This is a genomic window from Vibrio sp. OPT24 (genome assembly GCF_015163545.1).
Lineage (GTDB): Bacteria > Pseudomonadota > Gammaproteobacteria > Enterobacterales > Vibrionaceae > Vibrio > Vibrio cyclitrophicus.
Genome location: NZ_JADDYI010000022.1, coordinates 103,883 through 129,925, shown reverse-complemented (window position 1 = coordinate 129,925; position 26,043 = coordinate 103,883). Strand labels below are relative to the sequence as shown.

At 44.8% G+C, this 26,043-nt stretch carries 12 protein-coding genes; 2 read left to right on the top strand and 10 right to left on the bottom strand.

Translation table 11 applies throughout. The features are described from left to right. Positions 1 to 89: 89 nt before the first annotated feature. From IQO02_RS08195 to IQO02_RS08165, 7 genes are all read right to left on the bottom strand, one after another. Positions 90 to 5,705 carry a non-ribosomal peptide synthetase gene (locus IQO02_RS08195; RefSeq protein WP_016799748.1) on the bottom strand — a complete coding sequence of 1,872 codons (5,616 nt, stop codon included), beginning with the start codon at positions 5,703 to 5,705 and terminating at the stop codon, positions 90 to 92. Further along, positions 5,702 to 16,618 (bottom strand): non-ribosomal peptide synthetase, encoded by a 10,917-nt coding sequence (locus IQO02_RS08190; protein WP_016799749.1) that lies wholly within the window; start codon positions 16,616 to 16,618, stop codon positions 5,702 to 5,704. The genes IQO02_RS08195 and IQO02_RS08190 overlap by 4 nt, the downstream gene beginning before the upstream one ends. A gap of 92 nt (positions 16,619 to 16,710) precedes the next feature. Beyond that, the gene (locus IQO02_RS08185) at positions 16,711 to 16,923 is read right to left on the bottom strand and encodes an MbtH family protein (protein WP_010441117.1); all 213 of its coding nucleotides are present in this window, start codon (positions 16,921 to 16,923) and stop codon (positions 16,711 to 16,713) included. Positions 16,924 to 16,982: 59 nt separating this feature from the next. Next, entirely contained in the window at positions 16,983 to 18,638 is a 1,656-nt protein-coding gene (locus tag IQO02_RS08180; RefSeq protein WP_010441119.1) for a multidrug ABC transporter permease/ATP-binding protein, read from the bottom strand. Between the two features lie 132 nt (positions 18,639 to 18,770). Then, positions 18,771 to 20,747, bottom strand: a complete 1,977-nt coding sequence (gene fhuB, locus IQO02_RS08175) for a Fe(3+)-hydroxamate ABC transporter permease FhuB (RefSeq protein ID WP_010441121.1) — start codon at positions 20,745 to 20,747, stop codon at positions 18,771 to 18,773. Next, positions 20,744 to 21,703, bottom strand: a complete 960-nt coding sequence (locus tag IQO02_RS08170) for an ABC transporter substrate-binding protein (RefSeq protein ID WP_016769239.1) — start codon at positions 21,701 to 21,703, stop codon at positions 20,744 to 20,746. The genes fhuB and IQO02_RS08170 overlap by 4 nt, the downstream gene beginning before the upstream one ends. Further along, positions 21,700 to 22,479, bottom strand: a complete 780-nt coding sequence (locus IQO02_RS08165; protein WP_010441125.1) for an ABC transporter ATP-binding protein — start codon at positions 22,477 to 22,479, stop codon at positions 21,700 to 21,702. Before IQO02_RS08165 ends, IQO02_RS08170 begins: the two co-directional genes overlap by 4 nt. Before the next feature lie 238 nt (positions 22,480 to 22,717). On the opposite strand from IQO02_RS08165, the gene IQO02_RS08160 reads away from it, so the two are divergent. Next, the gene (locus IQO02_RS08160) at positions 22,718 to 23,518 is read left to right on the top strand and encodes a 4'-phosphopantetheinyl transferase family protein (RefSeq protein ID WP_010441127.1); all 801 of its coding nucleotides are present in this window, start codon (positions 22,718 to 22,720) and stop codon (positions 23,516 to 23,518) included. Positions 23,519 to 23,537: 19 nt separating this feature from the next. On the opposite strand, the gene IQO02_RS08155 is transcribed toward IQO02_RS08160, so the two are convergent. The 3 genes from IQO02_RS08155 to IQO02_RS08150 form a co-directional block, all read right to left on the bottom strand. Further along, entirely contained in the window at positions 23,538 to 23,990 is a 453-nt protein-coding gene (locus IQO02_RS08155; RefSeq protein ID WP_010441129.1) for a GNAT family N-acetyltransferase, read from the bottom strand. Between the two features lie 67 nt (positions 23,991 to 24,057). Then, on the bottom strand, positions 24,058 to 24,192 hold the full coding sequence (locus tag IQO02_RS22350) for a hypothetical protein (RefSeq protein ID WP_016784477.1): 135 nt from the start codon (positions 24,190 to 24,192) through the stop codon (positions 24,058 to 24,060). A gap of 13 nt (positions 24,193 to 24,205) precedes the next feature. Next, positions 24,206 to 25,333 (bottom strand): PcfJ domain-containing protein, encoded by a 1,128-nt coding sequence (locus IQO02_RS08150; RefSeq protein WP_010441132.1) that lies wholly within the window; start codon positions 25,331 to 25,333, stop codon positions 24,206 to 24,208. A gap of 228 nt (positions 25,334 to 25,561) precedes the next feature. Between IQO02_RS08150 and IQO02_RS08145 the strand changes: the two genes are divergently transcribed. Next, positions 25,562 to 25,984 carry a universal stress protein gene (locus IQO02_RS08145; RefSeq protein WP_010441133.1) on the top strand — a complete coding sequence of 141 codons (423 nt, stop codon included), beginning with the start codon at positions 25,562 to 25,564 and terminating at the stop codon, positions 25,982 to 25,984. Positions 25,985 to 26,043: the final 59 nt, after the last annotated feature.

The window sequence follows — 26,043 nt, the reverse complement described above, 5'->3', positions numbered from 1 at the left end:
GATAATAGTTATCATTGCGATTAATAATAACGAGAAGTGTACCACGTAATTTTCAAAATAAAACATCTTAGTAATGGATATTTATAAAATTATTCACAATACAAATGTCTGTATAAGTCTTTGATTACTGTGTTGTTCTGAACAATACCTAAATGATCCGTGTCCACAGTGACGGAATATCTCTGCGCGTTGAGCTTATTCAACCCTTTGGATAACAGGTCGGAGCGACCATTTGGTTGCCCTGCCCACCAACAATGCAACTTGGTTTTTATGCTTGGTAATTGATATCCACGGCATAAAGAACGCATATGTTGTTCTACAGACCAGCTGTAGAGCATTTGTTTCGCGTTATCTGCCATATGTGGATCAAAGTGATTTTCCGCTAGCCATGTATTAAATACCTCTGGCCACATTGGTGGAGATACTGAATCGAGTAAGTCTATACATCGTGCCCCTTGCTGTACGGTAACCGTCCCTAGCAACAAGGAAATATGCTCTAATAATTTCGCTTTTGATGATGGGGAATCCCACTGATCACTCGCTATTTCTGTACCTGGGACATAACAATCTAGCAAGCCGGCAAACCTAATTTCGTCTCCATTTTTCTCGAGGCGACTCGCGATTTCTTGAGTAAGTGCACCACCGAGTGACCAACCAACTAAGCGATATGGACCACGTGGTTGTAACTGCTTGATTGTTTGAAAATAGGTGTCTGCCATATCGGTTAGTGAGGTATCAAAAGCATTATCTAAAACAAAGCTCTTTGACTTTATCCCATAAACTGATCGCTTCCCTTCCAATGATTGCGCCAAGCGTTGATAACCAGTAACACGCCCAGTAACCGGATGAATACAAAAAACGGGCTCATGCTCATTAGATGTAGTGTTAAGTTTTTCGATAAGTCGTTTGTCCGGCTTGACCGTTGGTTTCTCTTTAACGATTCGCATCACAGACACAAACTCAGTTAAACACTCTACATATCGTGTAGCGATTTCTTCTATCTTTTGGTGCGAGTAATGCGTAGTCGCATACTCCCACGCAAGGCTCAACTTGCCTGATACAATTTGGGCGTTGACAACAAGTGGGGTCAACATCTGGTTTAATTCGGATTGAGGTGAGCTACCTTCTTCTATCGGTGAACACCACTGCGCGAATCCGTGACTAGAATACTGACCAAGATAGTTAAAGGTAGCGACCATGCTTTGCTCCTCCAGTGTTCCTTGTTCTCGTTGTTCTAGGTACCTCAGTCCGTAACCAATACCACCATCTTCCTTAATACGTTCGAGAGCATCATGTGTTTTATCAACCATACTAATAATGTCTGGATGATATTGCCCAATAATTGGATACAAGCTAGTCGTCCACCCAACCATTCGCGATAGGTCGGTATTTGCAAAAACAGATGGTTCGCGTCCATGCCCCTCAAGATAGATAGGTACATTCGGATGCTCTTCACTTGCTAAGGCTGATACAAGCGCAGTTATCAAAGCGCTTTGGATATTAGCACCCAACTCCGAGCCTGAGATTCGCAATAATGCTTGAGTGAGATCATTAGATAACTCGGTTTTTTGACTTTGCTTATCTCGGTAAAGAGGCAACTTGAGGCCTAGTTCAGTACTCCCCAAGTCGTCGGTTATTTCCGACAAAAAATGCCAAGCCTCCCGCATCAATTTACCTTTTTCGCTCGATGACCACCTCTCAACAGCATTGACCGCTTCATCTAACGAACTTGAGTTCGGCATCAAATCTATATCTTGGCCCGCGACTAACTGCTGATAAGCTTTCCATAGATCATCTAATAGAATTCTCCAAGACACACCATCTACAGCCAGGTGGTGGATTGCGATCATCAAGCGGTTAGGCGCGTCGGAAAATTTGGCAATGCCCGCTTGAATCAAGCGTCCAGAACTAATATCCATGCTTTGTTGGATTTCTTGCGTGAACGCTGAAAAAGCCTGTTCAGAATCGACGTTACTGACCCAAAGATATTGACGTTTTTGGTAAAGTTGAAATTGCTGCTTCCATTTACCTGATTCCTGGCTGAATGACAGCCTGAGGCTTGGATGCTGTTTCACCAAGGCTTGAATAGCCGACTCTAAGTAACCAATTTCCATATCTTGTTTAAGCTCAACGCAAATATGTTGGTTCCAATGATTTGGCTCTGGAAACTCTTGGGCAAAGAAATGCGCCTGTATCGGCATTAATTCAAAAGGTAAATCACTAAGCTCACGCTCTTTGGCTGTTTTATGAATGCTAAGCACACTCGCCAAATCACGTAATGTCTTGGCTTCAAACACTTGTTGTGGTGTTAAGTTGTAACCCGTAACACGGACTTTGCTGACCATTTGCAAACAAAGGATGGAATCACCGCCCAATGCGAAAAAGTTATCGGAGCAACTCACCTGCTCAGCACCAAGAAGTTGCTGCCATGTGTCCACCAACAAGGCTTCTTGTTCCGTTTCAGGTGTAACAAACGTTGCTTCAGATTCGAATTTACTTCCAAGAAAAGGGAGAGACGCTCTATCAACTTTTCCTGCAGGCGTGAGCGGAAGCTTTTCCAATACTAATAATTGGCTTGGTACCATGTAATCTGGCAGCACTGTGGATAATTGGTCGAGAATGTCATCAAGATCGAATCGTTCAGGCTCACTGCTTTGGAGGTAACCAAACAATTGCTTCTGTGCCCCAACCTCTTGAAGTGCGACGACACAGTGTTCAACTTTTGATATAGATTGAAGTCGACTTTCTATTTCTCCCAACTCGACACGAAAGCCTCGAATCTTGATCTGCTGATCTACCCGACCTATGTATTCCATCACTCCATCATCGTTCCACCGCACCAAGTCCCCTGTACGATACATTCGCTCACCTACATGTTCGCGAAACGGGTCTGGTAGAAAACGTTCGGACGTTAGGTCTGGTTGATCGAGATAGCCTCTAGCCAACCCGACCTCGGCGCCAATGTACAATTCGCCGACTTTGCCAAACGCGACTTTATTCAATTGAGCATCTAAGACGTACAAGCGACGCTCACCGACAGGTTGCCCAATCGGAGCGTACGCACTGGTTAATTTATCTTGTGGATATGCTCGCCAAATCATTGGGGTAACAACGGTTTCTGTCGGTCCATAACCATTAATTATGCGTGGCGGGTTAACAACCTTTTGCAAACGCTGATAGGTTTCTGCGGTAAATGCTTCACCTCCTAGTGTCCAAGATCTGACACTGAGGGGAGGCTTTTGATAATCAATCCAATCCAATAATGGGCCAACATAGCTCGGCGGGAAGCACGCAATCGTGACTTTTTCTTTGCTGAGCACATCGCAAGTTTGTTCAGCGCTCCATAATTCCTGATCTCGAATAACCAACTTACTGCCAAATGCCAAAGGTACCGCCCAACGTTCAACGGCGCCATCAAAGCTAATCGATGCGAAATGCAGCTCTATGTCCTCTGGCGTCATGCCATACTGATGACCAATGGTTTGAACATGCATCGATAATCCAACATGATTAACCGCGACTCCTTTTGGTTTCCCTGTCGAACCCGATGTATAGATAATATAGGCCAATTGTTCAGGATGAAGTTTTGCTGCTGTTGTTTGTTCCTCTTCACGTTGTTGCTTTTTTGATCTCACAAGCAACAACTCTCCGTTTGAAGATCGTAGCTCACACTCATCAACACTCTCCCCTACCCCATAAAACAGAGGATTCGGTTGTGATAATGAAGCCTTAAATGTTGATTGAATGCTATGCCAACGAGATCCCAACCTATGCTGTGTAACCACAAAGCGAGCTTGAGAGTCCTGTATCATGTAAGCCAAGCGCTCGGTTGGATAATCAGGATCTAACGGCAAGAACGCCCCACCCGCTTTCATGACCGCTACCATTGCAACGATCATCTGTACCCCTCTCTCAAAGAGCACACCAACCGCTTGGTCACGTCTTACACCTTGAGCTTTGAGTTTGGATGCAAGATCGGATGATGAATGCGCTAACCCTGCAAAAGTAAGCTGTTGATCTTGATGCTTTAAGGCAATCGCATCGGGCCTTACTCGTGCTTGATTTTCCAGTAACTCGATAATTGACTGAAAATGCCAATTGCCTTCTGGTTGCGATAGATTTCTAAGGACAGCTTCATCATGCGGTGATAAATGCTTCATCTGAGCCAGGCTACAACCTAAATTAACGTCTAAGTCTCGTATTAGGTTTTCAAGAACTGCATTCAATTCGGCCATCTTGTCTTCGTCTATTCGGTCTTTCGAATAAGTTAATACGACACGTGTTTTGCTCTGGCTTTCACGTACATCTAATGCAACGTCGAATAGTGCGAACTCTCCCTTTTGGTCTTGAGCAGACAAAATCAGTTCGTTATCTAAGTGGATATCCCCAGACAAAGTGCTTTGATGATTAAACAACACTTGAAACAACGGCGTCTGCCCAGCCTTTCTTTCTATCAACTTATGCTCATCGGACAATGCCGTGACAAGCTGATCAAATGGCAGCAGTTGATGTTCTTGTGCTTCGAGTACTTTGTCATGAGCACCTGCAATTGCTTTCGCGATCGAACATTTAGGTGAAATAGTTTGTTGAATCACCATGGTATTAACAAAGAAGCCAATCAGGTTCGACACTTCGTGTCGGGTTCTATTTGCCATAGGGACGCCGACTGATATGTCAGAGCGATGTGTCACCGTGGCTAAAGCCGCTTGCCAAACGCCTAACCACAAACTCGAATTCGTTACCGATAATTGGCGAGCCACTTGGTTGATCTTGTTAGATTGAGTTTTACTCAGCTCATAGCTGATCGAATCGGCAGCACGCCTTTGATTTGGTGCGATTTCGCAACACCAAGGGAATAATAGCTCCGAGTTAGAATCTTTTAGTTCTCGCTTCCAATAATCAATGTGGTGAGCACCTTTACCAGCGTCAAGCAAAGCCGTTTGCCACTGGGAGTAATCACGATACTGAATCGGTAATTTCGGCAAATCACCTTGCTGATAGAGTGAAACAAGCTCACTCACGAACACGCCAATCGACCATCCATCTGATACGATATGATGCATTACGAGCTGCAACTTCCATGAACCATTGTTGAGCTTCAAGCATAGCATCCGAATCGGCAGTTCAGTTTCGAGATCAAATGCGTTTCCTATAAAATCTCGCTGTGTATCTTGAATTTGCTGTTGACTCCAACCTTGAGCATCTACAATCACCGGAAACATGACTGCCGATCGGTCGACAAACTGAACTACGGCACTGTCGGACTCATGAACAAAACGCGTTCTTAATACCTCATGCCGATCCAAGACTTTATTTACTAGGTTACCTAGCTGTGTTGTGTCTAACTTGCCTTTAACATCGAACGTACCTGACATATGGTAGGCACTGTTTCCTTTATCTAAACAATAAATATCCCACAGTCGCTGCTGCGCTGGAGAGAGCCCCACTTTCTGTTCAGCGCCGACGGACACAATCGGTAGCTTTTCAAAGTCTAACCCTTTATTACTCAGTAGCTCGATGAACTTGACCTGCTCCGGCTTACCTAATTGAAGAAACCGTTTTGCTAACGCATGCTTATCAATTTTTCCTGCACTGTTCGCACTTTGTTTCTCGGTATCGTTCTTCTTGCTAACAACATTCGATTTCGCAGTCGCCTCTGCTTGGACTGCAGATGTTGGTTGGTTTAACTCGTTTAAATCACTCATAGCAGCTCCAATTCGTCCATCAATGCTGCCATGGCATCGAATTCGTCTTGTTCATGTTGGTTTTGTGTTTGATATTGAGCTTGTAAGCTGTCTGATAAAGCTTGTAGGCTCTTGGCTTCGAAAAAATCTTTTAGAGCCACTTCTAGCCCCAACTCTTGGTGCGCTTTTGCGACTACGCGAGTCGCCAATAAAGAGTGGCCACCTAAGGCAAAGAAGTTGTCGTCCAAGCCTACTTGGGATATTTCTAAAACTTCGGCCCAATTTGCAGCGAACCAACGTTCCAACTCCGTTTCCGGAGCGCGATACTCAATTGATTGCCACTCAGGCGCAGGCAGTGCCTTTCTGTCTCGTTTACCGTTTGGAGAAAGCGGCATTTCACTCAAACCTAGCAATATAGTTGGCACCATATAATCGGGCAGTTGTTCCGACAGATGTTGTTTTACTATTTCTAACTTGAGTTCGTTGTCTTGCTTGAGCTCATTCCACATAGGGTCGACGACATAACCAATGAGTTGGTCACCCGTTTGATGTTTAAACGCAACAACCGCCGACTCTTCAACCCAATCGAGTTGGTTAATCACATTCTCAATTTCTTCTAGTTCAATCCTCAAGCCACGGATTTTCACTTGGTTATCCAAGCGACCGAGATACTCTAAACGTCCGTCTGCATATTGAACGACTTGGTCGCCCGTCCGATACATGCGAGAGCCCGGACCTCCGAACGGGTTAGGCACGAAACGGTCTGCAGTCAGGTCAGGTCGTGACAAATACTCACGCGCTAAACCGACACCAGCTAAATACAACTCGCCAGGCACACCAACAGGCACTGGGTTCCAGTTATCATCCAGAACATGTAGTTGCGTATTGCTGATTGCATAGCCGATAGGGATTCGCTTCGATACAGGTAATTCACAAGGCCAGTACGTTACGTCGATCGCAGCCTCTGTTGGCCCGTAAAGGTTATGTAGCTCAACAGGCGCATGACTCAGTACTTGTTCTACAAGATCCGCAGGAAGCGCCTCACCACTACAGATAATGCGTCTTAGCGAAGTACATTCAGATATCGTCGTTTCTATTGAAAAGGCATTCAGCATCGAAGGAACAAAGTGAATGGTTGTCACTTTCTCTTTTTGGACAACCTCAGAAAGTAGACGAGGCTGGCGGTGTGCTTCAGGAGGAGCAATAGCAAGGCGAGCTCCTGTCATTAATGGCCAGAAGAACTCCCATACCGAGACATCAAAACTAAAAGGCGTTTTCTGGAGTACACAATCGGACTCGTTCAGCGCATATTCTTGTTGCATCCAATTCAAACGGTTTTGCAACGCAACTTGAGTATTCACCACGCCTTTCGGCAAACCTGTAGATCCAGAAGTAAATATCACATACAACGCCTGATCAGGCTGCCAATCGACGTGAGGTGCTTGGAATGGTTGGTTGGACACATCAAGCTTAGTCAAATCAATATACTCACAACCCTCAGTCTCTGGCCACAAGTGCATTGAATTGGAGTCAGTCAATAACAAGTCGATATTAGCTGATCGCAAAATATACTGCAGTCGATCCTCTGGATAACTCGGATCTAATGGCACGTATGCGCCACCAGCACGAGTGATAGCATGCAATCCAATCACTAAATCGAATGAACGTTCAAGACCTAAACCGACACGTGTTTCAGAGTTCACTCCTTTTCCACGTAGCCAATTCGCCATTTGATTTACACGCAGGTCAAACTCTTGATAAGTCAGGGCTTGATCTTGCATTGATAGCGCTATCGAGTCAGGTGCAGTCTGAGCTTGTTGTTGAATTCTTTGTGACGGCGTCACTAAACTGCCCCAATCAAGTTCAGTGTTGTTAAACGCAATGCATTGTTGCTTCGCGGTGTTGTCTATTAAGTGAAGCTGGTTGATTGAGCAACGATTATCTCGCGAAACCTTCTCGAGAAGAAGTCGCCAATGATCAAGAAGTGCCTGAGCAAAGTCTGTGGTAAATATAGGTGAGGCATAGCTTATGAATCCAAGCCATTTATGTTCCGACATTTGCTGAATATCTAACCCAATTTCGAGCTGAGCATTCACTACGCCGGGGTCAAAGGGCTCGACATCAATATCATTCCAATCGAAAATCGCGTTCTCATCAAAACGTTGTAAGTTGAAACTGGTTTGGAACACGGGGTGATACTGTAAATTACCTTTGATACCCAATGACTCGACCAACATTTCAAATGGGAAGTCTTGTCTTTCCAATGCTTTTTCGCTGAAGGACTTCACTTGCATTAGCAAATCAGAAAACGTTTGTGATTCACTAAATTGTGCGGGGATCACCAAGCTATTGATAAAACAACCCTGCATCACTTGTGTTTCTGCTTGAGTCCGCCCTGCGACTGGCACACCGACGCGTATTTGCTCTTGGCCAGAATACTTGTGCATCAACAAATGCCACAATGTCAGCATCACATTGAATGGCGTAGTGCTGTGCGATTTTGCCAGTTGGCTGATACTCGCAATCTGCTCGCGAGACAGTTCAAAATGAAGACGGTTGCCGCTCGTTTCGGTTTGCTCTCTTGGTACATCGCTGTGTAGCACTAATGGTTCAATATCGTATTTCAACGCATCTAACCACCAGCCTTTTTGCCTACTTGCACCTTCTGATTCAAGCCACTGTTTTTGCCACTGTGCGTAATCGATATATTGGAGCTCGCTTGGCGTTTCGCTTCCTTTATAAGTTGGATCAACTAGCGATTGATAACAGCCCGACAACTCCTTTAGGAGCAACTGCATAGAGATACCATCAGAGATAATATGGTGCACTACAATAAGCAATTCAGCCTTCTCGTCTTGCTCGCCTAGCTTACAAAACTCATCGAGGTCAGAAGTTTGCGGCATCCAATCAAATCGAATAAGCGCCCCATCAGCGAAGTTGAACGGTTTGGCTATTAAATCTTTGTAATGAGACAAGCGATCTTGATCATTAACAGCAGCTTCATGGATGCCAAGTTCAATGTAACGCTCAGGACGCACCTGTTGCATCAATTCTCCGTCGACCTGCGCAAAATTGGTTCTCAATATTTCGTGGCGAGAAACCAAGGTATTAATAGCTTGTTTAAGTACCGCAACGTTAACACGCCCAGTAAACTTCAAGCCCAGTGGCATGTGATAAGCAGCACTGGTTGGTAGTAGTTGTTGAACAAACCATAGCCGCTGCTGTACCGCTGACGTAGGCATATTCGGTAATCGAGGAGCTCGAGCGAAAACAGCGAGGTCTTGCGTTCCATGAGCCGACGACGAAGAAAGTTCAGAGATACATTGAGACGCAAGATCTTTGAGTACAGGCGTATCGAACACCGCTTGTAGCGATAACCTGATGCTGTCTTGCTGCTTTAATCTGCCAACTAACTGAGTCGCTAATAGTGATTGACCACCTAAAGCAAAGAAATCGTCCTCTCTGCCTATTTGGTCTTTTTCAAACAGCGCGCACCATTGCTTAGCTAACGCTTGCTCTATCTTGCCAACTGGTTCGATGTAGTCACTTTTATTAGTTGCTAACCAATCCGGAGCGGGTAAACGTTTCTTATCAACTTTACTCGCAGGCGTAAGTGGTATTTTATCTAACTTTATGAATTGGCTTGGGACCATGTATTCTGGAAGATCTTTTGCTAGATCACTTCGCATATCTGACATTGATAGTGAACTATCACTCTGTAGATACGCGACAAGCTGTTTGCCACTCGGGCTATCACAAGCGACAACCGCACACAGTTCTGAGTCAGTTAACTTCTGAAGTCTAGATTCAATTTCACCAAGCTCTACACGGAAGCCACGAATCTTAACTTGTTCATCACTACGCCCGAGGTACTCCATCACACCATCTGAGCGCCATTTCACAACATCGCCAGTTCGATACATTCGCTCCCCGTTACTCGCGAATGGATCTGGTAAGAAACGCTCTGAAGTTAGGTCAGGTCGCTCAAAGTAACCTCTCGCTAACCCTACCTCTTCGCCAACATAGAGTTCACCCGCAACGCCTGCTGGTAACCTATTCAGCGCGCTATCCAATACATACAAGGTTCTACAGCCGACAGCTTTACCTATCGGGGCATACGCACTGTCTAAGCCAGTATCGAGATACGCTTCCCAAATCATTGGCGTTACAACGGTTTCGGTCGGGCCGTAACCATTGATTATTCTTTGCGGTTTCAATACTTGTTGCAGTTTGAAATAAGTATCTCGAGTAAAGGCTTCACCTCCTAATGTCCATGAACGAACCGATAACTCTGGTTGAGTTCCTTCAATCCACTCTAGCAATGGGAGCACATAACTCGGAGGGAAACATGCGATGGTCACTCGCTCCCGTGCCAATACATCACACGTTTGTTGAGCACTCCATAGCGATTGGTCTCGAATCACGAGGCGAGAACCAAATGCCAACGGCACAGTCCAGCGCTCTATCGCACCATCAAAGCTGATCGAAGCAAAATGAAGCTCGACGTCGTCAGGCGTCATTCCGTAACGTTGACCAATAGTCTGAACATGCATGCTCAAACCTTGCTGTGATACACACACGCCTTTGGGCTTACCTGTAGAACCAGATGTGTAAATCATATACGCCAGCTGATCAGATAAAATCGCAGGCTTATCGATTAACTTGGCGTTGAGATCCAACGCGTTGAAGCTTACAGCCTTGGCTTGATTACAAATCTCATTTGCTAGGACCCCGCTAAGTGCATCGTGCACCAGTATCCGTGCTCGACTATCTTTAACCATGAACTCAAGACGCTCTTGCGGATAAGCCGGATCCAAAGGTAAGAATGCCCCTCCTGCTTTCATTACCCCCATCATCGTAACCAACATGTTGCAATCACGTTCAAATAACACGCCGACGATATCGTCACGTGTTATACCTTCGCTAATCAATCGAGCAGCGACGGCATCACTTTGTTCAACCAACTGCTTAAACGTTAGCGACGCTTTATGAACACCAAGTTCATGCTCAACATTAGAAACCAATGCCACATTATCAGGACGCAATAACATCTGCTTAGAAACTAAATCGGTAAAAGGTTCAAACGTCCAAGGTTCTGATACACGGTCGAACTTCGCCAATTCATTAAGCTGACCTTTCGCTAACACAGGGATAGAACCTAACTCTTTCGATAGGCGCTCAACCAACTTATTTAAGTAATGTCGATTTGTAGCACACAGCGTTTCAATTTGCTGTTGAGAGAATTTGCTTTCATCGTAGGCAAAAACGATACGAAGTGATTCGCTCGGCAGAATCGCCAACGTCAGTGGGTAGTGGGTAAACTCGTAGCTTTCAGGTTCCCCGATGCTCAGTTCCCCTTCGCGATTACTTTTAAGAAGCGCCTCGTCCAGTGGGTAATTTTCAAATACGACCAAGGTGTCAAATAAGTTATCGCCAGTCCAACCTGTTTGCGCTTGGATATCAGACAGAGATGAATAGCTGAACTCACGCTGTTCACTTGATGAGTTTTGAATATCCAACAGCCATTGCGAAACTGATTTGGAAAGGTCGACTTGGTGTGCGATTGGCAGCGTATTAATAAATAGACCAACCATAGAATCACTGTGTGCTAGATCCGTTGGTCGCCCCGCTACGGTATTACCAAACACAGGTGTCTGTTGCCCCGTGAATCGGTGTAATGTCAGCAACCACGCCGCTTGCGTCAAGGTATTCAACGTCACACCCGCTGCGCTGAGTTTTGGCAACCATTCACCGACAGTCTCTTGTGAGTAATCATCATTGAATCGATTATATTTAGACTCCAGAGAATCCGAACTGCCGAAAGACTCCACCAAACGCGTTGGAGATTCCATATTTTGCAAGTAACGTTGCCAGTATGCGTTCGACTGCTGGTGATCTTGTTGACACGCCCAAGCGAGGTAATCTGAAAACTGACCTTTAACCGGTGTAATCGTGCGTCTTTGATAAATAGCAAACAGGTCACTGAGCAGCACCCCAGTGCTCCATCCATCCATTAAGATATGATGAATCGTAAATACGCATTGAATTTGATGATCTTCCGTTTGCACGAAGTCAACACGCCATAAGGGGGTGACCTGCGAGCGTTCTAAACGCTGCTCAAGCTGGAAGCCTTGTTCAATGATTTCTTTTTTATATTCAGCTATATCGAATTGGCTGCGTAGACGCACATCTAACACAACGTAATTCAGCTCCAGTTGTTGCCATTCAGCTAAATACGCGTTGCCATCCAACGAGAACAATGTCGAACGCAACATTTGATGTCGTTGCATTACGCCTTGCCAAGCTTCAATCATTCTCGGCAGTTCAACGTGATTTAACGGCAACGTAATTTGGTTTACATAGGTACTGTCACTATCTGAGAGTTTTGCGTGGAAATACAGCCCCTGCTGCAAGGTAGATAATGGTAGGATCGTATTTGGTAGCGACTCTGGTTGCTTTGTCCCTTGACACAATTGATTCAACTGAGATTGGGTCAACTCCACCAAAGGCGCATCGGTTTTCGTTAAGATAGGATCCACTTCAATAAACAGATCGTGTAAGCGTTCAATAGAGTTGTTAAGTGCCGCGTGTAACACCTCAATTTCAGTTTCATTGAAGCAACCACTGTCGAACTCGACATCCCACTGCAAATGATCATTAACAACGGAAGCATTGATAACAACAGCAGCGTCTGCAACGTTGGATTTATCTCGCCATAGCCCCGAGCCCGTTATATCGACTTTTCCATTTATTTGCTGTGTAGCATTGCCAAGGTAGTTGAACAATACATCCATGTTGCCAACATGTGGCCATAAGTTTTGCGCCACTCCCGCGTGGAAAGTGATACCGCCTACGTGGTCGCTATCGAAGCTATCTTTTAGAGACTTGACCCACTCCATTAACGTTCCGAGTTCTGGTATAGCTTGTGGATAAAGAGAGGTGTACCAACCGATGGTACGACTTAGATCTAAGCCTATATTGTCAGTAAAACGACCATGAGACTCACGATGAATGGTTAGCGCCTGACCTTGGTTCTGCGTGCTGACTGTTAACGCACAGACAATAAAGACCACTTGTTCTTGTGTGAGTCGGGCAAAGCTCTGCCCAGCTTTGGTCAACGACTCTATTTTAGACAGTGGCGTCAACCACTGTGTCGAGATTGGCAGAGCACGCTCTGTAGAATAGATAGGTGCTTGCATTTGATCGAGCCAATAAGCTTGTCGTTGCTCGGTTATTAGCAGAGTATTTAAGTTATTTACCCAATTCCCTTGATTGTGGGTCTTTGGTGAAAGCGTATTGGTAGCTTCATCGTTTTCTGGTAACGCTTCATAAAGCTTACTAAGGTCTTCAATAATCATTGGCCATGACAACGCATCAACCACCAAGTGATGAATCGCTATAAGAACTTCACTGCCTTCTGTTGAGCCTTTCAAATTGCGTATACCAACCGCGCCGGTAATAGCCTTTTCAAGGTCGATGCTTGATTGCACCTGCTCGATGTTTATTTCGTCATCGAATGGGTGAATCGCAAACCGAGCCTCTTCTTGATACTCAGCAGTGACTCCAAACGAAGCGTTATGGCTCAACGAGTTTGAGAAATTAAGTCTAAGCGCATCATGATGATCAGCAAGTTGGTTTAACGCATGACTTAAACGCTCAATATTAAGAGCGTGACGCCATGTAAACTGAATATATTGATTACATCGACTCAACTCAAATTGTTCAATAAACCGTTGCTGGATAGGTAACAATGCAACACGACCTTGTAGCTTACTTTGATCGGCTAGAACCCGTTGACTCTCTTCTAAGATCTCCGCCATGTCTTGAAGCTTTGGAAAATCGAAAACTTGTTTAGGCGATAGCATGAAACCTTGTTGGCGAAGCTTCCCTACAAGTTGAAGAGCCATAATCGAATCGCCACCTAGAGCGAAAAAGTGACTATCAGCCCCAACGCCCTCTAACTTCAACAATTCACACCATACCGTGGCAAGTATTTGCTGACGTTTGGTTTCAAGCGTTCCTTGGTTACTCAGATTTTCTGACCAGTCAGGGGCAAGCAACTGCTTTCTATCTACTTTCCCGGCTGGCGTCAGTGGCATTTCATCTTGCACAATAATGCAAACAGGTACCATGTAATCTGGAAGCGCCTTTGCTAACTCATCTAGCCAACGCGTTTCTTGAATATTTTTATTATCGAGTGATGATGTGTCCCTTAACTGCACATAACCAACAAGTTTTTTACCTGTTTGCGATTCGTGAGCGACCACAGAACAGAATTCAGCGCCGGACAGGGTTTGTAACTGAGATTCAATTTCTCCTAGCTCAACGCGGAAACCACGGATCTTAACCTGTTGATCGACACGACCTAGATACTCCATAACGCCATCATCACGCCACCGAACTAAGTCACCCGTTCGGTACATTCTTTCGCCGTTAGCTATGAATGGATCAGGCAGAAAACGCTCTGCGGTTAGATTAGGTTGTCTCAAATAGCCTTGCGCTAAACCGACTTCAGAACCTATATATAACTCACCGCTGCTACCCAGAGGTACTGGACTTAACTCAGAATCCAATACGTACAATTTCCTATCACCAACTCGAGTTCCAATTGGTGCATAAGCACTATTCATAGTGTCATTGGTATACGCTTCCCAGATCATCGGTGTAATCACCGTTTCTGTTGGCCCGTAACCATTAATGATTCTAGGGGGGGCCAACACTGCCTGAATACGGTCAAAAGTCTCGCGAGTAAAGGCTTCACCGCCTAAGGTGATAGAACGTAGAGAGAGTGATGGTTTGGTTTGTTCGACCCAATCAAGCAATGGGCCAATGTAGCTAGGTGGAAAACAAGCAATGGTGATTTTTTCTTTCTGTAACGCTTCGCATGTCTGTTCTGCGGTCCACAACTCTTGGTCGCGAATAACTAAGCGTGAACCGAATGCCAATGGAACAGTCCAGCGCTCAACGGCACCATCAAAGCTGATTGAAGCGAAATGTAATTCAATATCTTGTGCCGTCATTCCATATCGCTGGCCAATGGTTTGAACATGCATACTCAAACCTTCATGCGAAATGGTGACCCCTTTGGGTTTTCCCGTTGAACCAGAGGTATAGATTATGTAGGCCAGTTCTTCAGCCAACGGTTGTGTAAAAGAGTTATCAGATGGAAAGTCTGCAAGCGCTGCCCTCTCAACACAGAACGGAGTGACACCGTCACTAGATTCAAGAATGTCAGAACATCGGTCTTGAGATTTAGGATGCGTTAATAACAGTTCAGCCCCACTATCTTCAAGCATGAAGCTCAATCTTTCTGTTGGATAATCAGGGTCTAGTGGTAAGAATGGCGAACCTGATTTGAGCACGGCAATCATCGACACGATCATGTCGACACCACGTTCCATCATCACACCAATAGGTGATTGTGACGTTACGCGCTTAGACAAAATGGAGTGAGCCAACTGATTAGAGCGAGTTTCCAACTCTAAATAGCTCATCGATTCGTCTTGGTGTTTCAACGCGATGCTGTCTGGACTACTCTTCGCCTGTTCAGTAACCAAATCTGTAAACGGTCGGTAATGCCATTCATGCTCGCCCGAACCATACTGGTCGATTAAACGCATATCCTTGCTAGAAATCGCATTCACTGACGCCACAGCTGTATATGGTGACTGCACGATAGCCTCAAGATTCACCTTAAAGCTCTCGATAAATTTAGTAATAAAAGGGCGAGTGAACTTCTCTTTCCCGTAAACAAACCTAAGTGGCGCACTGCTCTTGTTGATCACATCCAACACTAACTCAAACGGGGTTTCCAATACTGGAAACTCTTCAAATTGTGCAGACACTCCATTGGTGTTAATTGATAGTTTGTCACCGTGGTTTCTAAAATTCAGAGCCGTTGTGGGTAACGGTAAATCGCCGACGAGCGCTTCTAACGGTGTACTTTCAAACGCGAGAGATGCTTTCATTGAGTCACGTGTTTGGCTGACTAACTGAGACAGCGTCATTTCTGCATCAATTCGATAACCCATCACCGTACTATTCACATAAAACCCGACAGTTCTACGGTTTTTTGCATTACGGTTTAACGCAGGGACACAAATCGATGGATGCACATTAGACGAGTACTGGCGCAACGTGAGCATCATCGCAGACGCAATGATATCAAACTTGGTTACACCTAATTCTTTACCTAACTGCTTTATTGATTCGTCTATGTCACTTGGTAATTCAACAAGCTCATGTCTAGCCCCATAGGTATCTTGCGATTGCGCGTTTAGGTTTGATATCGAAACAGATTCTTCATTAAGGAACTGAAGCTGTTGCCAGAATGACTTCTGTTTTGAATAGCGTTCTGACTTTTCTTCACTGGCTTGCTCTGTGGCATAATCGAGGTAACTTTGAACCTCTCTAGTTTGATACGCTTTGCCTGCCACTGAGTTAACTAGCATCTTAATCGTGAGCTGGAATGACCAAGCATCAGTCACAATATGGTGAGTCGAAAGTAGCACTCCAAAACGATGCTCAGTGACTTGATAAATACAGCATCGTGCTAACTGACCTTCCATTAAATTGAAAGGCTGCTGCCAACGTCTACGAGCATCTTGATTGATGATCTTAATCGAGTTGGTGTCATTGCGCAGATCGACTGTATCAAATTCAATACGACGAAGCGGCAGGACACGCTGAACGGCCTTACCTTCAACTTCTGCAAACTGGCTGCGTAACGAAGGAAACGCCGATACCATTTCGTTAAGTGAGTGCTGAAGCTTATCGAGGGTAACCTCTTCACCTTCAAACCAAAGTAAGCCCCCCAGGTTGTAAGCCAAACTCATTGGTTGCAATTGTTGAAATAACCACAAACGTTGTTGAGAGTATGAGAGCGGGCTCCAAGGGCTTACGGAGTCCAAAATTTGTTCATCATCCACTGACATTTTATTACCTAAACATGAAATTTGGTTGCAGAAATCCACAATTCGCCCGCTACAGGCGAAAAGTACAGGTACTGACTAAAGGTTAAACGGGTTTAGTTTTCTAGAGCATCTATCGCGTCACGCAGACTTTTCGGACGCATATCGGTCCAGACTTCGCGGATATGTTCAAGGCAGTGTTCTTTATTGCCCTTTACGCCTACTTCAGTCCAACCATTTGGTACTAAGTGGTACGTTGGCCAAATGCTGTATTGTTCTTGCGCGTTAATAACAACGGTGAATTCTGTATTTGGGCTATCAATACTCATGTTTTCCTCAACTAACTTTATTTATTGTGTTTTCTGAACCTAAACCGGTTCTTAAATACTCAAGCCACAACACTTTCTAGTGCTTGGTGTGCTTGAGCCAAATTCCCTTTACTCAACTCAATAAGATTGCCGCTATCCATTTTGAAAATACGGTCTGCGACATCAAAATAAGCATCATCATGAGTAATGGCGATAACCGTTACGCCACGTTCTTTTAATAGAGGCAGCAACTTGCGGTAAAAGAGCTTTCTAAAACGTGGGTCCTGATCAGCGGCCCACTCATCAAGCAAAATACAGCCGCGTTTCTCTAGAACAGACATCATGAGTGCTAGGCGCTTTCGTTGCCCTTGTGAGTAACGAACATCACTCAAGGTGCCCTGCTTGTGGTCGACTTTATGAGCCATTTCTAACCTAACCATCCACTCGTCTATGTCCTTGCTATCAATGTCTTGACCTTCTCCATCGACAATTTGATGAAACAGATGAAAATCACTGAACACAGCAGAGAATTGCTGTCTGTAATCCTGCCAATGCTGCTGTGTTACCTCATTGCCATCAACATACACTTGCCCGGCATGGGGTCGGTAAAGACCGGTCAGCAAGCGAGCAAAAGTTGATTTACCACTACCATTGCCACCAATAACGAAGATGTGTTCGCCACGTTCGATTTTGAAGTTAATTGGACCGACTCCGAATGAGTCACCATCTGAATCTGAACGGTATCGATAGCTCGCTTCGACCAACGACAACGACTTAAAGACTTTCGTTTGTGCAGATTTAGGATTGAGCGTTCGATTAGGACTCAAATCCAAAGACGACAGCTTTCGCATTGAAATATTTGCGGTGATTAGCGTTGGAATTGAACCGACCGCCGACATTAATGGAGTTCTCATAAACAGCACGACTAAAGCGAAGGTCGACGCGACTTCGACTGTCGCCCAACCTAGCCCAATTGCGAGGTAAAAATTTAAGCCAATCAAAGCTAGCACTACCGTGTTCGCCATGTTTGCCGCAAAACCATTTAAGATATCGGCCTGCGTCACTTCCTTTCGATAGCCTTCAGCATTAATCGAAAAGGTTTCGTCGAAATAACGTTTGGCTCTGAACGGGTTCAACGACAGCTCTTTTCGACCATCAATCAAAGACTGATAGTCGTGATACAAGTTATCGTCGTACTCACGGACCTGTTTAACGTGTTTGGTGATACGCGTAACGAGCATGTAACCTATGACACCGGTTAAAGAGAGCATTAAAACGCTGATACCAAACAAGGGCATAGATAAGAAAGCTAAATAAGCTAGAGCAACAAAGGTAAGCACCAAGCCATAAATCAATTCAGGCAAATGGACAAATGCGATCGTGATATTTCGAATATCGGTGTTAAGCGAAGCTAGGACGCCGGCACTCCCTACCTTCTCCACTTGCTCAATATCGGTATTTAACAGTTGAGAAACCAACTCACACCGCTTGTTGTACACGAATTGGTGTCCAAGCTTATGGAGTGCCACTTGTGCGACGGTCGCCGTAACTAAAAGGCCAATCAGCAACAACGAAAACTGAATCAAAGTATCAGAAAGCACACCACTGTTTTCCAGTAGTTTGTGTTGGATAAACGCGATAACGCCCACACTCAGAAATGCACTCGCGATACTCAACAAGATCACCAGACACAGTGATTTTTTCTGTTTTTCCGCTAGCAGTAGGATCAATCCCATTTCATACACACCAGTTAATTAATTATTATTGTGATTATCATTATCAACAACATTGAAAGATAACCTCGTTTACGTTGAATCATGCAAACACTGAACCATAGAGCCTATTGCGACACGGCTCTAATGGCGCTGCTAAAGCCTTCTTAAGCCCCACATCAGGTACATGCCACCGATGATAGAAGCCACCAGCCCTGCTGGGATTTCTTGCGGATAAAGCCATTGTCTACCGAGCCAATCAGAAAACAACATCAGTGCCATACCGATCAACGATGAACAAATGAGGTGCTCTTTAGCACGGCTATAACCAAACAATCTCGCCATGTGCGGTGCCATTAAACCAACGAAGCTCAACGGGCCAACCACCAATGTCGCACTCACGGTTAAACATGCCACCAGCACCAACAATAGGATTCGAGATCGAGACACGTTCACGCCAAGTGACTGCGCACTAGCCTGCCCTAGTGGTAAAACATCTAACCAACGAGCGCACACAAAACCGAGCGAAATAAATACAACCGAAGACAAAAGCAATGGCATTAACGTTACTTCAGTCACGTAATAAGTAGAGCCAGCTAACCACGCCAACACTTGATAGCTTCTCGGATCGCCCCCTGCCAACACGAAGCTTTGTACTGCATTCATCAGAGCCGTTATCGCGACGCCGGTAAGCAACACTCTTTCAGGTTGAAAGCCCGACTTTTGATTGAGTACAACTATGATGCCTAACGTACAGGCCGCACCAATAAAACCACCGGTGTAAAGACCAACAACGCTACTTCCTAGACCGGAAAAAATGGCAATGATCAAACCAAGAGCTGTACCAGAGCTTATACCAATCACTTCTGGGCTCGCCATTGGGTTGCCACTCAAACGCTGAACAATAGTTCCTGCGACCGCTAACATTCCTCCAGCTAGTGCAGCCGCCATTAATCGAGGTAAACGCCACTCAAGCAATGCCCAATCGCGCGTTTGAAACAACCAACGCCAACCTTCACTCTGGACTGAAAACAGACTGAACACGATGAGCGAAAGAACAATCAACACTGTCGCCAACAACACAGAGCTTTTATTCAGGCGAGAAGCAATTTCATTATGACGCGTCAATACTGTTTGTGTTTGTGACTGGCTTTTCATCGACAGTTTCGGCAGTAACCACAACAGAAGCGGCGCGCCCAAAGCCGCTGTCGCTGCCCCTGTCGGAATAAACATCGACATAATGCCTGGCAGTTGTTGAATCAGGAGATCGGTTAGGCTCAATAGTAAACCGCCTAACATCATCGACACCAGCAACTTAGGTACTAAGCGGTGAATGCCCATTAAACGTGTCAAAGCCGGAGCCGCCAAGCCAACAAAACCAATCACACCAACTGCGCTCACAACCCAAGCAGTCAGCAATACTGCCAGCCCTAAGCAGACGACTCTCAACTTCGCCAGTGACACACCTAAGCTTTTAGCACCCTGCTCTGATAACTGGAGCAAACTTAAAGGCTTTACGAACAGAAACGCTATAAGTGTTGCGATAACCAAACGCGGTGCAAGATATTGAACATCCTCCCACCCAGTTTGGACCAAGGAACCTGCGCCCCAGATCATCAAACCATTGAGTTTGTCCTGGTTGATCATCAGAAGGACTGTGCTTACTGCGCCAAAATAGAGATTGACAACTAAACCAGAAACAATCACCACAGTTGGAGACAAGGCACGTCGCCACGATAGCGCAAACACCAAGCCAATGGTCGCAACGCCACCGATAAGTGCCACGAAGGAGTATGACCACTCTAAAAGCCAAGGGGCATAAAGTGTTGCGAGCATCAACGCAAAGCTTGAACCGCTTGCAACACCTAAGGTCGATGGCGAAGCTAATGGGTTTCTGAGCACTTGTTGCATCAACACACCAGCAACTGCCAGAGCTGCTCCTGACAATAAAGTGGTAAATAACCTAGGCCACCAAGCCAAATGCAGCTTAACCGACTCAGGTGAAGCAAAATCGGCCACCCACAGACTCGATATTCGATCTAACCCGAACTGAGGTACGGATAAATGCAACCCAATGAGCATCAATGTAGAAACCATCAACAGAGTCAAGACTCCGAACGAGAGAACTCTCATAACACCTTCCCGTCATTCAGCTCAGAAACAATGAACCTTGCAAAGCGAGTGGCTGAAGGGATAGACCCAAAGCTCCATACCGCAGGAATCTGCAGTGCCGGATAACCCGACTCTTTCACTATATATTGCCAAAACTGATTCTTTTTAAGGTGCGCTTTTGTGCCCGCTGGCATAGGAGAAATAATTACAATCTGCCCTTCAACACCAATCAGTTGATCGACACCGACTAAGCTATAGCCCCACCCATTAGTCTGCCCTTTCCAAGCCGCTTGAAGGCCAATCTTATTTATCGACGCTTTATACAAACTGTTGTCACCAAAAACGCGAACGTGGTTGGTATCCATGAACTGAACCATTAATAACGCAGGTACGTCTTGTGGCAATGAGGAAGCCAAGCGGTCCATTTCGCGATTGGCTTTTTCGATTAGGATCTCAGCTTGTTGACTGACCTCAGTGACCTGGGCCAATAGACGAGTCACTCGCTCTAGCGCTGACCAATCCACATCTCCACTTCGGTACAAACCAATAGTGGTAACAGGTGCGATTTTGCTTAGTTGGGGCTCCAATGTTGAAAACATCGGAGAGAGTAATATTTTGTCTGGCTTGAGCTCATGAATACGCTCAAGATTTGGTTGGGTTCTTAGCCCAACATCAGCAACAGCATGAGGGATTTCTGGCGATTTAACCCAAGAGTTATAGTCTGGAATTTGCGCGACAGCAACAGGCGTAACACCAAGCGCTAATAGCGTTTCAGTATGGGTCCAATCAATCGAAACCATCCGCGGTGCATGGTGATTATTGGCATTAAGCGATTCTTGCTCGGCCATTGAAAAGGGAGATAACGTCATCAAGATAGATAAAAGTGTCACCGTCTTAATGCGGCTTGATCTCCGCAGACCGACGTAACTTAATAAGCAGTGATTGTTGAATGTACGAGAGCTAAACGGACACATCATGCTGGCTCCAAATCACCTGGCATCGCGACAGGGTAGCCTGCTGCATGCTGGGTAATGTGCATCGGAACGCCGTAGATATCTTGTAATACCGGCTCTCTAAATACCTCGTCAACCTCACCTTCAATCAGTAACTCCCCACTATGTAAGGCAATGATATGGTCGCAGAAACGTGCTGCCATGTTGATGTCGTGTATTACGATGATCACGCCAATATTCAAAGTGCTACTCAGGCGTTTAATCAAGGTCAGCATCTCAATCTGGTGGCCGATATCGAGTGCAGACAATGGCTCATCAAGTAATAGATACTTGGTTCGCTGTGCTAACAACATAGCTAGCCAAACACGCTGGCGTTCACCACCAGATAAAGTGTCAACCAAACGATCGGCGTACTTAGCCGTATCAGTTAGTTGCATCGCCTCTTGAACGTACTGTTTGTCTTTACTCGAAAGGCGCCCTAATAAGCCATGCCATGGATAACGACCAAAGCTGACTAAGTCTTGTCCAGACAAGCTGTCAGTGGCTGGTAAATGTTGTGGTAAGTATGCGATCTGCTTGGCGAAATCTTTATCCGACCACTTAGCGATCGATTTGTCTTTTAGAATGATGTCGCCAGATGTGGCGTTCTGTTGCTTTGCCAACAACTTCAATAACGTCGATTTCCCCGAACCATTGTGCCCAACCAAAGCGTAAATTTTTCCTTGCTCAAACGATACATTGAACGCCTTGAGTAGCTGTTTATCCCCGACGCTAAAACCGAGCCCTCTTGCTTCGATCATATCTTCAACCTTAAAACACACCATTCACTAAAAAATTAATGAAATATGAACATATTCATAAAATCATTAACAGACACGCTTTTATACACTTGCAAAAATTCAAATGCAAACGATTTTCATTTAGATTAAACTATATGCCATACTAGCTTTTCCCCTATAATTTAAAGGGTTAGAAGCTTAACTTTAGAATATAAAGCTTAGAGTCAATTATTCACCTTGTTGCAAAATGGTAAACTCAATGATGAACAACCCCTTTCGTCCGCTTCCTGGAAATTTTGGCTTTATGAGCAATGAACTAGCCCTTGATACTGAAACAGCGCTATGGCCTTTTGGATACGCCAACACCGGGGTGAACAATACAACGGCGCGAAGCGACGGTGTCGACATCCAGCTAACACAGTTCGACTACACGCGCTTTTGCGACAGTATGTTTGAACAAACCAATATTTATTGCCCTGAAGCTATCATCCGCTCCATTAACAAGAGAAAAGCTGAGTATTTTGTTGGTCGCTATTTAGTGGCGAGCAAGCTAGAGGAATTAGGCTTCGAACATTGCACTCTTGAGCCGAACATCGACCGTAGCCCTCAATTCCCTGTTGGCACTATTGGATCCATTTCGCACTGCGAAAGCTTGGCATGCGTTGCAGTTACCCCCTCCTATCATTCAGATCGAGAGAATCTTGGTATCGATGTGCAAAAGATCATTTCGAGTGGTGTTTGCAACGAAATTGGAAGCATGATTGTAGAGGGACAAGAAGTCGATTTAGCAATGAGTGCAAGGTTAACCAAAGCGCAAGCCATCACACTGCTCTTTTCAGCTAAAGAGTCGATATACAAAGCACTCGTTAAGTTCTCTACGCGAGATTTGAATTTTAAAGATGCGAAATTGAAGCAAATAACCCAAAATGCAATGGAGTTTGGGATAAGTGAAAGCGTTAATCTGAGAAATAGCGCATTGAAGGAAATAAGCTGCGAATACTGGTACTTAGAATCGCACAAAGCCTTTTTAACCTTTTGTTACTACTCACATGACAAGTAGCTGCTGTGCTATAAAGATTCTAAAATAAGACGCTTACTACATGGTGCGCGGGGTCCGATTCTATATCAACAATTGACCAGTCGAGTGAAAGATATAACGGTGCAGTATTAGTGTAGGCGTACAACTTAGAAGTTGAGTCAGTCTCGGGTTGAGATTGATAATAGTCTGGCATTTGTGCGAGTGCTCGCTTAATCAATTCACTGGCAATACCTTGACCACGCCATTTCTCATCAACATAAACCGCATTAATCCAAACCACATCATTCACTTGATGAGGTTCCTGAAAGTGGGAGTACGCCAAGCCACCAATGACCACATTATCGCTAAGTGCTGTTATAACAGGAGGGAGTTGTATGTTTTCTTTATAGGTGTCTTTAAAATTAAAATCAGACCATTCACTTTGAAATAAGCCTTCTAACACACTCCAATAAGGTGAGCTTTCATCACAATTTCTAAATATTACTTTCTGCATTTTTTCCGTCCTTTGAAAGGGAGTAATTTGGCCATCCTAGCCTTGTTTAATCTAAGTGTAGGTAAAGCTACTCTTCTTCGTCGTATTCGTCTGCTGGGTCTTGATTTATCTCTTCCCCACACCCTAGGCATTCGCCTTGTAGATCCGTAGGCATCACAATAATCAAACCACAATGTGGGCATAGATCGCCTTGTTGATACATATAAGCGGTCCCTTTACTTCATGTACTTGTGTTTACTTTCTTCTAACCAGTCGTGAATCACTTGCCGTGCGGATTTCGATGGTTGTACATTTCTTTTTCCGCAGATTTGGTCAATTTCAAACGGAAATGCTTTGCTCGGAACACGGCGCAAACCTATAGTTAGTCTTTGGGGTTTAAGCATGCGGAATACCACATAACGATCGCTCATGATTCGGTTGTGATAGACACCAATACAGTGCTTCTGCTCAATGCCTTCGCGTTCCAAATCGTAATAATCAGTGAGGGGATGAATATTGTCGTTCCCTAGCAAAGGAACGGGATAAGGAATGTCTTTATCCATTGGTCGGTTACCTTCTAAGCGACGTAATTGACGCTGTTCCGTCCAACGGTCGTGAAGTTGTTCAAACATCGCAAAAGAGTTCTGACTGGTAATGGCACGAAGCGGATCTCCTATCTCCAAATCTTGCCCTAGCAATATCGCATCTTGGAACATCGCCATTTTCGATGGTGCATTAAGTCTGCCTTCTTTAACCATAGCAATACCTAATCGGCTGCCAGTTAAAAACGGATGAACCTGATCCAAACGCAACGCTGTGTAGCCTACTTTGGAATAATGCTTAAACTTCAATACGCGTCTTTGCAGAGGTTCAAGAATACGCATTATATGGTCAAGCTCATCACCCACATTGTAGTGAAGCTCTAATTTATCGATGAATTTGAGGGTGGCCTTACTGCTATCTAAGCCCAATTTCTCAAGGATCTTCTTTTGCCCTAAACGGCTAAGCGCCAACGCCTTTTGGTTATCAACGCTGTATTTCATGCAAATCAACGCCAAGATGACCGGACGCAACTCCAATAATTGCCCAGCCTCATAGGTATTCGCAGCCAACCACAGCATTTGATATTGGTACTCTGGGAAATCGTCTGTGATCTCACGATAGCGAACCGGCAATGAGTTTAACCAACGACCGTCAACATCAAATTGCTCGACAAGATTTAAGCTTAAACCAATGCCACCATCAAGTGGCCGCCTACCACCTTCAAACACATGAAAGCCGGCCAGCTTTTGAGACCAGTCACTGATTTCAATGTCATAATCAAAGCCTAATGTTCGAGTAGGAATGGTAAGTAATGCTGTCATTAGTGCCTCTTAGTTATTAGCGCATTAGTTTGTTGAATCGCGTAGAACATCGAGCGCGCTTCACTATAACAACCTTTTGTAAATTTCTTATCAATCAAAGCGATATAAATATCACAATGCTTAGAAGATCTTTGAATGACGTTTTTGCGCAATATGGGACCTCTTCGATATAATTTACGCCAACAAAAACTATGCTTGTAAAAGAAATCACAATAAGAGGCTTTAATTATGGAATACCGACATATTCTGGTCGCACTTGAACTGTCTGAAGACACTAAAATTCTCATTGATAGAGCGACCTTCTTTGCGAACAAACTAGAGGCTAGTATTTCGTTTGTTTATATCGATGGTACACACGGAGAAATTTATCCAGAACTCGTTGATATTCAGGGAAATAGCAGTGATCTACCTTTCAATGAAGATACCTTAGCAAAATTGAAAGAGTTCGAGACTTACGCCAAACATCCAATCAACCATATCTTTGTGGGTACTGGTGATTTGAACAACAAGCTCAAAAATACCATCGAGGCAAACAAAGTCGACCTGTTGCTATGTGGTCACCACCATGATTTTTGGCATAAGATCATCTCCCATTCGAAACAAATTATCGACACCTCTCCAGTCGATATCTTAGTCGTCCCAATGGAGTAGGCTGATTTTAAAATATACGATGTCTAAGAGAAAGGACGTTGAAGCCAAACACGATTAGC